The organism is Pseudoduganella sp. GCM10020061, assembly GCF_042683405.1.
Taxonomy (GTDB): domain Bacteria; phylum Pseudomonadota; class Gammaproteobacteria; order Burkholderiales; family Burkholderiaceae_D; genus Telluria.
Window position 1 is genome coordinate 755,224 of sequence record NZ_JBHUJS010000003.1, and the last position, 14,404, is coordinate 769,627.

Genomic DNA, 14,404 nt, shown 5'->3' on the forward strand with positions numbered 1-14,404 from the left:
GTTTCCTTCGAATTAGGCTTGTCCGGCAGCGGCGGCTACGACCGACTTCGCTGCATCTTCCATGGTGTCCGCGGCGATGATCGGCAGGCCGGATTCGGCCAGCATCTTCTTGCCCAGGTCTTCGTTGGTGCCCTTCATGCGGACGACCAGAGGCACCTTCAGCTGTACGGCCTTGGATGCGGTGATGACGCCTTCGGCGATCACGTCGCAACGCATGATGCCGCCGAAGATGTTGACCAGGATGGCTTTCAGGCCAGGGTTCTTCAGCATGATCTTGAATGCTTCGGTGACCTTCTCGGCCGTTGCGCCGCCGCCCACGTCCAGGAAGTTGGCCGGCTCGCCGCCGAACAGCTTGATGGTGTCCATGGTGGCCATGGCCAGGCCGGCGCCGTTCACGAGGCAGCCGATGTTGCCGTCGAGGGAGATGTAGGCGAGGTCGAACTTGGATGCTTCGACTTCGGCCGGATCTTCTTCGTCCAGGTCGCGGTAGGCGACGATTTCAGGGTGGCGGAACAGCGCGTTGGAGTCGAAGTTGAACTTCGCGTCCAGGGCGATGACCTTGCCCGAACCGGTCAGGATCAGCGGGTTGATTTCGGCCAGCGAGGCGTCGGTTTCCCAGTACGCCTTGTACAGGCCTTGCAGCTGGGTGCGCGCGTCGGCGATCGATTCGGCTGGCACGCCGATCTTCGCTGCGATGTCGTCCGCATCGGCGTCGGTCAGGCCGATGGCCGGGTCGATCGCGATGTGGTGGATTTTTTCAGGGTGGGACTCGGCGACTTCTTCGATGTCCATGCCGCCTTCCGACGATGCCATCAGCACCACGCGCTGCGATGCGCGGTCGGTCACCAGCGACACGTACAGTTCCTTCTTGATGTCGGCGCCTTCTTCGATCAGCAGGCGGCGCACTTTCTGGCCTTCCGGGCCGGTCTGGTGCGTGACCAGCTGCATGCCCATGATCTGCTCGGCGTATTCCTTGACCTGTTCCATCGACTTGGCCACCTTGACGCCGCCGCCTTTGCCGCGGCCGCCAGCATGGATCTGCGCCTTGACTACCCAGACCGGGCCGCCCAGCTCTTCAGCTGCTTTCACGGCCTCTTCGACGGACATGCACGGGATGCCGCGCGGTACCGTCACTCCAAACTTTCGGAGGATCTCTTTGCCCTGATACTCATGGATTTTCATGCTGGCTTCCCTTCTGATGTGTAGCTATTGAAATGCGGTTGTGTAAGAAATTCGCCGGGACGCTGGCCAGGGACGGCCTTGGCAACCCAGCGGGGATAGTATTGTGCGACGGCGGCGCTGTCCGAGCGCAGCGCGTGGCAGCGGTCGAGCTGGAACGGCTTGTGCGGGAGGCGCTCGTCGTCGGTGTCGCCGTCGCGCGTCTTGATCACGTCGTTGGCGTAGGCCTGCACCGCGGCGGTCGGCAGCACCTGCGCCAGTTCCGTCAGGTGCGTGCAGCCGAGCACGCCGGCCAGGCGCTCTTTCAGCGCGAGGCGGAAGCCCTTTACCAGCGACAGGCCCACCAGCGATTTGTACGCGGGACCGATGGTATCGCAGTGGCCGGGATACGGCACCGCGTCGGAGGCGGCGTGCGCGTCCACCACGGTCAGCTCGCGGTCGATGGTCAGGCGCAGGGACAGATCGTGCAGGTAGGTGCCGGCCGGACGCAGGCCGGAAGCGAGCGTGACGTCCAGTTGCTTGACGTCGGTGATGCGCGCATCCAGGTCCCACAAGCCGTCGTCACGCGCGAACGCTTGCACCTCGATGGCGCGAGTGTGCCTCAGTGAGCGGGAGACTGGTGGTGGCAAGGGCATTGAATACTGCGGTTAGTGTGTACAGCTCTCGATTCCGCAGCTTCTACGGAAAGAACGCTTATGCGTCGCTGTTATAACTGGAGAAGTTTACCACAAGCGGGCTGGCGGGGCCCAAATTTCGGCAACAAATGCTGCGATGCGGCATGAGGGGGGGGGTATGTGCGCTCCAGCGGCGCCGCTTCGAAAAACAGGGGGGTATGCGCCGAAGTCCCGGTGTCCTGAAAAAAGCAGGGGGGTATGCGCGGCGCTGCCGGATCCCTGAAAAAAGCAGGGGGGTATGCGTATGCGCTTGGCATGCCGACATGGCAGGAAAAGCGTAGCGCCCTCCACCGGTGAGGAGCAGTTGCGCGGGTGGCCGCCAGCTGCGGTGGAAGACGCTCCGGTTTTGCTGCGGGTTTGGGGACTCCCCGAGGGCAGTCCCCAGTCTCTATTCGTCGTCGAGGGTGCCTTGCATGGCGGTACGGACGGCGCGCTGGGAGAAGCCGCGGGCCAGCAGGAAGCGGGCCTGTTTCGCCCGCCCGGCCGGGTCCTCCGCCACCTTGCCGAACTTGCGCTGCCAGACTTCGCAGGCGCGCGCGGTCTCGTCCTGCGCCAGGCCGGCCTTCAGTGCATCCAGCGCTTCGCCCTTGATGCCGTGGCTTTGCAGCTCGGCGACGATGCGGCTGTTGCCGTAGCGCGCGCCCTTGCGGTGCACCAGCGATTCGGCAAAACGCTCCTCCGACAGCCAGTTGTTCTTCTCAAGGAAGTCGAGCAGGGCGCCAACGTCGTCGCCCTCCTCGGCATACTTGGCCAGCTTGCGGCCCAGCTCGATCCGGCTGTGCTCCCGCAGCGACAAGAACCGCAGGGCACGCGCCTTCAGGCTTAACTGCTGGGCGGCCATGGCAGCTTAGTCGACGGCCTTGAGCTTGGGCGCCGGCGCGTTTTCGTCGACGATCACCGGCAGCGGGCGCACGCCCAGGGCCGCACGGACCTTGTTTTCGATTTCGCGGGCCAGCGCTGGACGCTCCTTCAGGTAGGTGCGTGCGTTGTCCTTGCCCTGGCCGATCCGTTCGCCTTCGTAGCTGTACCACGAGCCGGACTTCTCGATGACCTTGTTGTCGGCGCCCAGGTCCAGGATTTCGCCTTCGCGGGAGGTGCCTTCTCCATACAGGATGTCGAAGTGCGCTTCCTTGAACGGTGGCGCGATCTTGTTCTTGACGACCTTGACCTTGGTCTCGTTGCCGATCACCTCGTCGCCGGACTTGATCGAGCCGGTGCGGCGGATGTCCAGGCGCACGGAGGCGTAGAACTTGAGCGCGTTGCCGCCGGTGGTGGTTTCCGGCGAGCCGAACATGACGCCGATCTTCATGCGGATCTGGTTGATGAAGATGACCAGGGTGTTGGTGCGGTTGATGGTGCCGGTCAGCTTGCGCAGCGCCTGGGACATCAGGCGGGCCTGCAGGCCAGGCAGCGAGTCGCCCATGTCGCCTTCGATCTCGGCGCGCGGGGTCAGCGCGGCGACCGAGTCGACCACGATCAGGTCCACGGAGCCGGAGCGCACCAGCGCATCGCAGATTTCCAGTGCCTGCTCGCCGGTATCCGGCTGGGAGATCAGGAGTTCGGACAGGTTGATGCCAAGCTTCTGGGCGTAGGTGACGTCCAGCGCGTGCTCGGCGTCGATGAACGCGCAGGTGCCGCCCATTTTCTGCATCTGGGCGATGGTTTGCAGCGTCAGCGTGGTTTTACCCGACGATTCCGGGCCGTAGATCTCGACCACGCGGCCGCGCGGCAGGCCGCCGACGCCCAGGGCGATGTCGAGGCCGAGCGAGCCGGTCGACACGGTCTGCACTTCTTCCACTGGTGCGGACGCATCCAGCTTCATCACCGAGCCCTTGCCAAACTGTTTTTCAATCTGGGCCAGCGCGGCGGCGAGGGCCTTGGCCTTTTCTGCGCCGGATACTGCCGTTTTTTTATCGTCCATTGTCATCTTTCAGTCTAAGATTGCGCCAGGGAGCTGCGTTTCACTTTCGATACTGTATAAAAGAACAGTAGTTTTTGCAAGCAGCATTTTTAACCGTGGCTGATTTGAATCAAATTCGATCATGCGTATTCTACTTGCCGAAGACGACAGCGTCCTCGCCGACGGCCTGACCCGCTCCCTGCGCCAGTCCGGCTACGCCATCGATTGCGTGAAGAACGGACAGGAAGCCGATACCGCCCTGCTCACCCAGGAATTCGATCTCCTCATCCTCGACCTCGGTCTCCCTAAACTCTCCGGACTGGAAGTCCTGAGCCGCCTGCGCGCGCGCAATTCGCGCCTGCCCGTGCTGATCCTCACGGCGGCTGATTCGGTCGAGCAGCGCGTGAACGGCCTGGACCTGGGCGCGGACGACTACATGGCCAAGCCTTTCGCGCTGTCGGAACTGGAAGCACGCGTGCGCGCCCTCACCCGGCGCGGCCAGGGCGGCGGCAGCGCGACCGTGCGCCACGGCCCGCTGGTGTACGACCAGGTCGGGCGCAGCGCCTATATCAATGACCAGATGCTGGACCTGTCCGCGCGCGAACTGGGCCTGCTCGAAGTGCTGCTGGCCCGCACCGGGCGGCTGGTGTCGAAGGAGCAGCTGGTCGACCACCTGTGCCAGTGGGGCGAGGAAGTGTCCAACAACGCGATCGAGGTGTATGTGCACCGGCTGCGCAAGAAGATCGAGACCGGCGGCATCCGCATCGCCACCGTGCGCGGGCTGGGCTACTGCCTCGAGAAATTCCAGGATCCGGCGCCGCGGTGAACAGCAGCGAAGATGCCGGCTCTTTAGCGAAAGACCAGGTCCTTGCCGGGGACATTCCCCTGCCCGTGGACGACCCGCCCCAGCTCTACGAGCCGCCCAGCCCGGAGCCGGAGGAAAGCATCCAGCACTCGCTGTTCGGCGAGATCCTCGACTGGATGCTGGCGCCGCTGCTGCTGCTCTGGCCGATGAGCATCGCGATCACCTACCTGGTCGCCAAGTCGATCGCCAACCAGCCGTTCGACCGCGCGCTGGAGGACCGCGTCTCGCTGATCGCGCAGCAGGTACGCGAGGTGGACGGCAAGCTGGTGGCGCAGGTCTCGCCCGCCGCCCGCGAATTCCTGCGCGCCGACGATACCGATGCGGTGTTCTTCCAGGTGGCAGCCCCAGGCGGCCGCGTGCTCGACGGCGACCGGGACCTGCCCGCCCCCGCGCAGGATAGGCCGGCTCGCACCGGCGAGGTCCGCTTCCGCAACGATTCCTTCCACAACACGCCGGTCCGCGTTGCCTACGCCTGGGTCAATCCGCCCGTCGCCGCCACGCACAACGGCGGCACGCGGCCAGCACTGGTGCAGGTCGCCGAGACGCTGGACAAGCGCGGCCAGCTCGCCAACGAGATCATCAAAGGCGTGATCCTGCCCCAGTTCATCATCCTGCCGATCGTGCTGGCACTGGTGTGGTTCGCGCTCACGCGCGGCCTGTCGCCGCTGGCCGAACTGCAGGCGCGCATCCGCGCACGCCGCCCGGACGACCTGTCGCCGATCGACGCGCGCCACGTGCCGGAGGAGATCACGCCGCTGGTCGGTTCGCTCAACGACATGCTGGACCGCCTGTCGCAAACCATCGAGATGCAGAAGCGCTTCATCGCCGATGCCGCGCACCAGATGAAGACGCCGCTGGCGGGCATGCGCATGCAGTCCGAGCTCGCCCTGCGCCAGGACGATGCCGCGGAAATCCACCGCTCGCTGGAGCAACTGGCCAAGAGCTCCGATTCGGCCACGCGCCTGGTGAACCAGCTGCTCGCGCTGGCGCGCGCGGAGAACCAGCCGCACGCCGGCGCCGTATTCGGCGACATCGAGCTGGCCGTGCTGGCGCGCGAATGCGTGCAGGACTGGGTGCAGGCCTCGTTCGCGCAGCGCATCGACCTGGGCTTCGAGGAGCAGGACCCCGCCGCCCGTGTGCACGGCAACCAGGTCATGCTGCGCGAACTGCTGTCCAACCTGATCGACAACGCCCTGCACTACACGCCCGCCGGCGGCAGCGTCACCGTGCGCGTGCGCTCCAGCGATGGCCGCGCGATCCTGGAGGTGGAAGACACCGGTCCGGGGATCGCCGCATCCGAACGCGCCAAGGTGTTCGAGCGCTTCTACCGCATCCTCGGCAGCGGCGCGCCGGGCAGCGGCCTGGGGCTGGCGATCGTGCGCGAGATCGCGCAGCAGCATGGCGCCGAAATCGACCTGTTCGACAATCCGCGCAGCCACGGCAAGAAGCTGCCCGGCTGCCTGTTCCGCCTGACCTTCCCCGCCCCGCCAGCGGACCCTGATCCCGCCTGACCATGCCGACACCCCAACAGCATATCGATCCCGAGCGCCGCCGCGCGATCATCGCCGCGCGCACACGGCACTGGCAGCGCACGCGCCGCATGACCGCCGTCCTGCTGGTGCTGTGGCTGGCGACCACGCTGGTCCCGTTGTTCTATGCGCGCGAACTGGCCCGCTTTACGCTGTTCGGGTGGCCGCTGTCGTTCTACCTTGCCGCGCAGGGCGCCGCGCTGGTCTACCTGGCGATCGTCGGCGCCTACACCTGGCGCATGCGCCGCATCGATGCGCGCTTCCGGCAGGAGCTTGCGTGAACCGTCAATTCAACTTCACCCGCAAGCTGACCCGCTTCTATTTCTGGTTCACCGTCAGCTTCGGCGCCTTCCTGGTGTCGCTCGCCTTGCTGGAACAGGAAGGCATGCCGCGTCTGTGGCTGGGCTATGTGTTCATGGGCGCGACGATCTTCCTGTACGCGACGATCGGCCTGATCAGCCGCACGTCCAAGGTTGCCGAATACTACGTCGCGGGCCGGCGCGTGCCCGGCTTCTTCAACGGCATGGCGACGGCGGCCGACTGGATCTCGGCGGCCAGCTTCATCAGCCTGGCCGGCGGCCTGTACCTGCACGGCTTCGACGCGCTCGCCTACATCCTCGGCTGGACCGGCGGCTACGTGCTGGTCGCGCTGCTGATCGCGCCGTTCCTGCGCCGTTCGGCCCAGTACACCATCCCCGACTTCCTGGCCGTGCGCTATGGCGACGCGAACGGGCGCGGCACGCCGGTGCGCATCGTCGCCGTGCTGGCCACCGTGGCCGTCTCGTTCACCTACGTGGTGGCGCAGATCTATGCGGTAGGCCTGATCGCCTCGCGTTTCACGGGCGTGGACTTCTCGGTCGGGATCTTCCTCGGCCTGGCCAGCATCCTGGTGTGCTCCTTCCTCGGCGGGATGCGCGGCATCACCTGGACCCAGGTGGCCCAGTACATCATCATCGTGATCGCATTCCTGGCCCCGACCATGTGGCTGTCCTCCAAGCTGGCGGGCAACCCGGTGCCGCAGCTCGCCTATGGTTCGGTGATGCCGCAACTGACCGAGCGCGAAGCGCAGTTGCGCACCGATCCGAAAGAGGAGCAGGTGCGTGCGCTGTACCGCGAGCGCGCCGGCGCCTACCGCGCGCAGGTGGCGGCGCTGCCCGGATCGTGGGAGGAAGGACGCCGCCGCGTGCAGCGCCATCTCGACGAACTCAAGCTGCGCGACGCCTCGCTGGCCGAGATCCGCGCCGCCCAGCGCCAGCTGATGAACTATCCGCGCAGCGCGGACGAGGCGCGGCGGGCCTGGAGCGCGCAGGCGGAGTCGAACTTCGCGCGCTCGCTGCCGCCCAAGCCGCACGCCCAGCCCTTCCCCGGCGCGACGGCGCAGGAATCGGACGGCAAGCGCAATAACTTCCTCGCCCTGATCCTGTGCCTGATGCTGGGCACTGCCGCGCTGCCGCACATCCTGATGCGTTCCTACACCACGCCATCGGTGCAGGAGACGCGCAATTCGGTGTTCTGGACCTTGTTCTTCGTGCTCCTGATCTACCTGGCCGTGCCCGCGCTGGCGGTGCTGGTCAAGTACGACCTGTACACCAACCTCGTGGGCACCAGCTTCGACCACCTGCCCGGCTGGGTGACCTACTGGGCCAACGTCGACCGCACCAATCCCCTGATCAGCATCAGCGACATCAACCTGGACGGGGTCGTGCAGCTGGCCGAGATCGCGATGGACGGCGACATGCTGGTGCTGGCCACGCCGGAGATCGCCGGGCTGCCCTATGTGATCTCCGGACTGGTTGCCGCAGGCGGACTGGCAGCCGCGCTGTCCACGGCCGACGGGCTGCTGCTGGCGATATCCAACGCGCTGTCGCACGACGTCTACTACAAGATGCTCGACCCGCACGCCTCCACCCAGAAGCGGGTGACGATCTCCAAGCTGCTCCTGCTGGCGGTCGCGTTCATCGCGGCGTATGCGGCATCGCAAAAGCCGGCCGACATCCTGTCGCTGGTGGGCGCCGCGTTCTCGCTGGCCGCGTCGACGCTGTTCCCGGCGCTGGTGCTGGGCGTGTTCTGGCAGCGCGCCAACCAGGCCGGCGCGGTAGCCGGGATGGCGGGCGGCTTCGGCGTGTGCGTGTTCTACATGCTCAGCACCATGCCTCAGGTGGGCGGGTCGGCCGCCAACCAGTGGTTCGGCATCGCGCCGATCTCGGCCGGCGTGTTCGGTGTGCCGGCCGGGATGGCGCTGCTGGCCATCGTCAGCCTGCTGACCGCGCCCCCGGGCCGCGCCGGGCGCGGCATCGTCGATCATTTGCGCTCACCGGACTGAAGGCGCGCCTGAACCTGAGTTCCAGCAAAACGCGGCGGCCGGATGCGGCTTATATTGGTCAGCCCGACATCACTGGAGCTGGCGACATGATTGATCCTGTGTACCGCGTTGTCCGCACACTGAAAGCACGCCGGCGGCCTGCGTCGCCGCCGGGAGAGCCGCCGGGCGCCCGGCGCATGTACAGACAGGCATGTTGGCCGATAACGACAGTTAAAGACAAACGGTTACAAGCCATTACTGGTTGTGTATATTACGCGGCTCATCTTCAACGGAGCTCGTAATGGCATCACCGCTGCGCAAATTCTTCATCGCCCTGGCGCTGTTCGCGCTGGCCCTGCAGGTGCAGGCCGGTCCGCGGCCGCCGCTGGAGGACTTCTTCGCCAAGCCGGCGTTCACCGGAGCGGCGCTGTCGCCGTCGGGTAAATACCTGGCCGTGCGCTTTGGCGCAAACGGCTCGCGCCAGCGCCTTGCCGTGATCGACCTGTCGACCCGCTCGGCCCAGCAGGTTGCAGCGTTCGACGACTCGGACGTGGGCGACTTCCAGTGGATCAACGACGAGCGCCTGGTGTTCAATAGCGACGACCGCCACATCGGCATCGCCAACCAGCGCCTTGGGCCCGGCCTGTTCGCGGTCAACCGCGACGGCAAGAACTTCCGCCAGCTGATCGCGATTACCTTCGCCTCCGCCGGCCTGGACAAGCTGTACAACGTCGAGCTGCAACCGTATAACTCCCACCTCCTGCACGTCAACGCCAAGAAGGATTCGAATTCGGTCTGGATCGCGCGTCGCAATTACCGCGGCGAGGTGGATTCGACCGAAGTCCTCAAGCTCAATACCCTGACCGGCCACGCTTCCCTGGTCAAGCGTCCGGCGCGCCACGGCGCGTGGATGTTCGACCAGGACGGCGAACCGCGCCTGGTGCTGGAGCAGGTCGAGAACATGCAGGTCCTGCACTACCGCGACCCGGCGATGGACAATGAATGGCGCAAGCTCGTGTCCTTCGATGCCTACAAGGGCAAGAAGATGCTCAACCCTGTCGGTTTCGGCCCCGACGGTGCGCTGTACGTGTCGGCGGTCGGCGATGGCGACAAGCAGGCGCTGTACAAGTTCGACGTGAAGACGGCGGAATTGGCGCCCGAGCCGCTGCTGAACCTGAAGGACTTCGATTTCCGCGGCAGCCTGGTGGTGCGCGACAAGGTGATGGGCATCCACTACGCGGCCGACGCGCCATCCACCTTCTGGTTCGACCCGAAGATGAAGCAGGTGCAGGAAAAGATCGATGCGCTGCTGCCGTCCACCGTCAACATGCTGTCGATCGCGCAGCGCCCGGAAACGCCATGGGTGCTGGTGCTGTCGGAATCGGACCGCCAGCCGCTGGTCATCCGCGTCTACAACACCGAAACCGGCGCGCTCGACGTGATCGGCACCGCGTTCCCGAAGATCGACCCGCGCGCGATGGGCCGCACCCAGTTCGTCAAGTACAAGGCGCGTGACGGCATGGAGATCCCGGGCTGGCTGACCATCCCGGCCGGCACCGACGGCAAGAACCTGCCGATGGTGGTGCTGGTGCACGGCGGCCCATGGGTCAGCGGCCGCACCTGGGACTGGAATCCGGAAGTGCAGTTCCTGGCCTCGCGCGGCTACGCGGTGCTGGAGCCCGATTTCCGCGGCACGCTGGGCTACGGCAGCAAGCATTACCAGTCGAGCTTCAAGCAGTGGGGCCTGAAGATGCAGGACGACGTGGCCGACGGCACCCGCTGGGCGATCGCCAAGGGCGTGGCCGATCCGCAGCGCATCTGCATCATGGGCGGCAGCTACGGCGGCTACGCGACCCTGATGGGCCTCGTGAACGACCCGGACCTGTACAAGTGCGGCATCAACATGGTCGGCGTCACCGACATCAACCTGATGTACAACGGCCACTGGAGCGCATCGTCGGACATGTCGTCGGAGTGGAAGAAGTACGGCATGCCAGAGATGATCGGCGACCAGGTCAAGGACGCGGCGCAGCTGAAGGCCACCTCCCCGATCGAGCAGGCTGCGCGCATCAAGGCGCCGCTGCTGCTGGCCTACGGCGGCGCGGACGAACGCGTGCCCATCTACCACGGCCGCAAGTTCCACGATGCCGTCATCCAGACCAACAAGGATGTCGAATGGGTCGTGTACGAAGACGAGGGCCATGGCTTCCGCGTGGAGAAGAACTCCCTGGACTTCTACAACCGCGTCGAGAAGTTCCTGGACCGGAACATCGGCCAGAAGAAGTAAGCCCAACCCGGTGTACACTAAAAAGCCGCGCTACCTGCGCGGCTTTTTCACATGGGGAGGTAACGCATGGGTTCGGGGAAAATACTGGTAGCGCAAGGCGGCGGTCCGACCGCGGTGATCAACCAGTCGCTGGTCGGCGTGGCGCTCGAGGCGCGGCGCTTCCGCGAAGTGACGCGGGTGTACGGCGCGATGCACGGCGTGCGCGGCATCGTCAACGAAGACTTCATCGACCTCACGCAGGAGACCAGCCACAACCTGGAACTGGTGGCCGGCACGCCGTCCTCCGCGCTGGGCTCGACGCGCGACAAGCCTGACCTCAAGTACTGCCACGAGATCTTCAACGTGCTGCGCGCGCACGAGATCGAGCACTTCTTCTACATTGGCGGAAACGATTCCAGCGACACGGTGCGCATCGTCAGCGAAGAGGCGCGCAAGGCCAGCTATCCGCTGCGCTGCATCCATATCCCCAAGACCATCGACAACGACCTGGTGGGCAACGACCACACGCCGGGCTTTCCTTCGGCCGCGCGCTTCGTCGCGCAGGCGTTCGCAGGAGCGAACCTCGACAATGCCTCGCTGCCTGGCGTGTATGTCGGCGTCGTCATGGGCCGCCACGCGGGCTTCCTGACCGCCGCCTCCGCGCTGGGCAAGAAGTTCCCGGACGACGGGCCGCACCTGATCTACATGCCGGAGCGCGTCTTCGAAATCGAGCGCTTCCTGCGCGACGTGAAATCCACCTACGAGAAGTTCGGGCGCTGCGTGATCGCGGTGTCGGAAGGCATCCATGACGCTTCCGGCGCACCGATCGCCACCCTGCTGGCAAAGGAGATCGAGCGGGACGACCACGGCAACGTGCAGCTGTCGGGCACCGGCGCGCTGGCAGACCTGCTGTGCGAAGAGATCAAATCGAAGCTGGGCATCAAGCGCGTGCGGGGCGACACCTTCGGCTACCTGCAGCGCTCCTTCATCGGCTGCGTGTCGGACGTGGACCAGCGCGAGGCGCGCGAGGTCGGCGAGAAGGCGGTGCAGTTCGCCATGTGGGGAGACCGCGACGGCTCGGTGGCGATCCGGCGCACCGGCTTCTATTCGGTGGACTACGAACTGCTGCCACTGGAGGCAGTGGCCGGCAAGACGCGCACCATGGAGGACGAGTTCATCAGCGAAAGCGGGACCGATGTGACCGACGCGTTCCGGATGTACCTGCGTCCCCTGCTCGGCTCCGGCATGCCGGACGCCTTCCGCCTGCGTCCCAACCCCGTCGCCAAGGTCCTCAAGCGCTAGAAAAGAAAGGGGTCTGACCCTACGGGTCTGACCCCAGCTTTTTGCTGCGGACCGAGGCAGCGCAAATTAAAAAGCTGGGGACGGTCCCCTTCCTTGATCAGCGGACGATGGTCTGGTGCTCGCCTTCGGCGCGCTCGCGGATCACGCCGATGCGGTACACGGTCTCGCCGGCCGCCTGCAGCTGTGCGAACGCCGCGTCTGCATTCTCTTTCGAGACGATGACGGTCATGCCGATGCCGCAGTTGAACACGCGGTGCATCTCGGCGTCGGCCACGCCGCCGTGCTGCTGCAGCCACTGGAACAGCGGCGGCATCGTCCACGACTGGCCATCCAGTTCGCAGGTCAGGTGGTCCTGCAGCACGCGCGGGATGTTCTCGACCAGGCCGCCACCGGTGATGTGGACCATGCCCTTCACTTCCATCGATTCCATCAGCGCCAGCAGCGGCTTGACGTAGATGCGGGTCGGCTCCATCAGCACGTCGGCCAGCTTGCGGCCATGGAAGTCGGCTTCCAGGTCAGGCTTGGCCACTTCGATGATCTTGCGGACCAGCGAGTAGCCGTTCGAGTGCGCGCCCGACGAGGCCAGGCCCAGCACCACGTCGCCCGGCACGATCTTGGTGCCGTCGATGATCTTCGACTTCTCGACCGCGCCGACCGCGAAGCCGGCCAGGTCGTATTCGCCTTCCGGGTACATGCTCGGCATCTCGGCGGTTTCGCCGCCGATCAGCGCGCAGCCGGCCTGCTCGCAGCCTTTGGCGATGCCCGAGACCACCTGGGTGGCGGTCGCCACGTTCAGTTTGCCGCAGGCGAAGTAGTCGAGGAAGAACAGCGGCTCGGCGCCCTGCACGAGGATGTCGTTGACGCTCATGGCGACCAGGTCGATGCCGACCGTGTCGTGGCGGTTCAGTTCGAACGCGAGCTTGAGCTTGGTGCCGACGCCGTCGGTGCCAGATACCAGCACGGGCTCCTTGTACTTCTTGCTGATCTCGAACAGCGCGCCGAAGCCGCCAATGCCACCCATGACGCCTTCGCGCATGGTGCGCTTGGCCATCGGTTTGATCGCTTCGACCAGGGCGTCGCCCGCATCGATATCGACGCCGGCATCTCGGTATGACAGGGACACATTAGAAGGTTGGTTCATGGTGTTTTTGGCAGCAGAGGCGGTAGAATAGAAGAAAGTGGGCCGAAAACAGGGCAGAAAACACCCATTTCTGGTCAATCCGCTATTTTATCAAACTGGCCGCGCGCGCCCCGATTAACGTACACACTACCCTCGATGCCATTCCTCCTGACGCCGGAACAGAAGCAAACCGCTTTTTGGCTGGCCATCTGGCTTGGTGTCGTACTGCTGCTGGTGGCCCTCGGCCCCGTCCTCACACCTTTCCTTGCTGCCGCCATCCTCGCCTATACGCTGGAAGGCGCGGTCGATTACCTCGAAGGCCGCCGCATCGTCCGCTGGCGCATTCCTCGCACTTTCGCCGTGGTCATCGTCATCTCGCTGTTCATTGGGATGGTCGCCGCGCTGGTACTGATCGTGGTGCCGGTGCTGCAAAAAGAGATCCCGCTGCTGCAGGCGCAGATCCCCGCCTTCTTCCAGTGGCTGGACCAGACCCTGACGCCGCGCCTGCAGTCGATGGGCGTGGACCTGCGACTCGATTCGAGCGGCCTGCGCGACATGGTGGCGGCCCGCATGGCCACCGACGGCGACGCGATCTGGAGCACCCTGCTCGCCTCCGCGCGCATCGGCGGCTCTGCCGTGCTGGCGATCCTGGCGCAGATGCTGCTGATCCCCGTGGTGCTGTTCTACCTGCTGCTGGAATGGCACCAGCTGCTGGCCCGCATCGAGCTGGCGATCCCGCGCCGCTGGGCAGAGCGCACGGTCGAACTGGCTAAGGAAGCGGACGGCCTGCTGGCGCAGTACCTGCGCGGCCAGATCCTGGTCATGCTGGTGCTGGCGGCCTACTATTCGGCGGCGCTGGCGATCGCCGGCCTGGATGTGGCGCTGCCGGTAGGTATCCTGACCGGCCTGCTGGTATTCATCCCCTACCTCGGCTTCGGCCTCGGCCTGGCGCTGGCCCTGATCGCGGCGGTGCTGCAGTTCCAGGGCTGGGAAGGGCTGGCCATCGTGGGCGCGATCTACGGCTTCGGCCAGGTGCTGGAGAGCTTCGTGCTGACGCCGCGCATGGTGGGCGAGCGCATCGGCCTGCATCCGCTGGCCGTGATCTTCGCGCTGCTGGCGTTCGGAGAGCTGTTCGGCTTCGCCGGCGTGCTGCTCGCCCTGCCAGCGTCGGCCGTGCTGATGGTGGCTTTCCGCCACCTTGCCGCCCACTACCTGCGCAGCAGCTTTTATAATGCGTGATGCAGACGATTTTTTGTACGGCCAACCG

General features: G+C 65.5%; 12 protein-coding genes. 7 read left to right on the forward strand and 5 right to left on the reverse strand.

What is annotated here, in order from left to right:
• Positions 1-12: 12 nt before the first annotated feature.
• The 4 genes from sucC to recA form a co-directional block, all read right to left on the reverse strand.
• The gene (gene sucC / locus ACFSQR_RS10795; protein WP_377729772.1) at positions 13-1,182 is read right to left on the reverse strand and encodes an ADP-forming succinate--CoA ligase subunit beta; all 1,170 of its coding nucleotides are present in this window, start codon (positions 1,180-1,182) and stop codon (positions 13-15) included.
• The gene (locus ACFSQR_RS10800; RefSeq protein WP_377729773.1) at positions 1,179-1,814 is read right to left on the reverse strand and encodes a DUF2889 domain-containing protein; all 636 of its coding nucleotides are present in this window, start codon (positions 1,812-1,814) and stop codon (positions 1,179-1,181) included. The genes sucC and ACFSQR_RS10800 overlap by 4 nt, the downstream gene beginning before the upstream one ends.
• Positions 1,815-2,241: 427 nt before the next feature.
• Complete coding sequence (gene recX / locus ACFSQR_RS10805; protein ID WP_377729774.1) at positions 2,242-2,694, reverse strand: recombination regulator RecX; 453 nt, start codon at positions 2,692-2,694, stop codon at positions 2,242-2,244.
• A gap of 6 nt (positions 2,695-2,700) precedes the next feature.
• Entirely contained in the window at positions 2,701-3,774 is a 1,074-nt protein-coding gene (gene recA / locus ACFSQR_RS10810; RefSeq protein WP_377729775.1) for a recombinase RecA, read from the reverse strand.
• 121 nt (positions 3,775-3,895) lie between these two features.
• Here recA and ACFSQR_RS10815 point away from each other — a divergent pair, with 121 nt between their 5' ends.
• From ACFSQR_RS10815 to ACFSQR_RS10840, 6 genes are all read left to right on the forward strand, one after another.
• Entirely contained in the window at positions 3,896-4,579 is a 684-nt protein-coding gene (locus tag ACFSQR_RS10815; RefSeq protein WP_377729776.1) for a response regulator, read from the forward strand.
• 53 nt (positions 4,580-4,632) lie between these two features.
• Positions 4,633-6,129 carry a sensor histidine kinase N-terminal domain-containing protein gene (locus ACFSQR_RS10820; RefSeq protein ID WP_377729964.1) on the forward strand — a complete coding sequence of 499 codons (1,497 nt, stop codon included), beginning with the start codon at positions 4,633-4,635 and terminating at the stop codon, positions 6,127-6,129.
• A gap of 2 nt (positions 6,130-6,131) precedes the next feature.
• Entirely contained in the window at positions 6,132-6,428 is a 297-nt protein-coding gene (locus tag ACFSQR_RS10825) for a DUF4212 domain-containing protein (RefSeq protein WP_377729777.1), read from the forward strand.
• A complete protein-coding gene (locus ACFSQR_RS10830; protein WP_377729778.1) occupies positions 6,425-8,470 on the forward strand; it encodes a sodium:solute symporter family protein in 2,046 nt (681 codons plus the stop codon). The genes ACFSQR_RS10825 and ACFSQR_RS10830 overlap by 4 nt, the downstream gene beginning before the upstream one ends.
• Positions 8,471-8,750: 280 nt before the next feature.
• A complete protein-coding gene (locus ACFSQR_RS10835; RefSeq protein WP_377729779.1) occupies positions 8,751-10,736 on the forward strand; it encodes an alpha/beta fold hydrolase in 1,986 nt (661 codons plus the stop codon).
• A gap of 66 nt (positions 10,737-10,802) precedes the next feature.
• Positions 10,803-12,017 (forward strand): 6-phosphofructokinase, encoded by a 1,215-nt coding sequence (locus ACFSQR_RS10840; RefSeq protein WP_377729780.1) that lies wholly within the window; start codon positions 10,803-10,805, stop codon positions 12,015-12,017.
• Positions 12,018-12,114: 97 nt separating this feature from the next.
• On the opposite strand, the gene purM is transcribed toward ACFSQR_RS10840, so the two are convergent.
• Positions 12,115-13,158, reverse strand: a complete 1,044-nt coding sequence (purM, locus tag ACFSQR_RS10845) for a phosphoribosylformylglycinamidine cyclo-ligase (RefSeq protein ID WP_377729781.1) — start codon at positions 13,156-13,158, stop codon at positions 12,115-12,117.
• 135 nt (positions 13,159-13,293) lie between these two features.
• Here purM and ACFSQR_RS10850 point away from each other — a divergent pair, with 135 nt between their 5' ends.
• Positions 13,294-14,376 (forward strand): AI-2E family transporter, encoded by a 1,083-nt coding sequence (locus ACFSQR_RS10850; RefSeq protein WP_377729782.1) that lies wholly within the window; start codon positions 13,294-13,296, stop codon positions 14,374-14,376.
• Positions 14,377-14,404 lie beyond the last annotated feature (28 nt).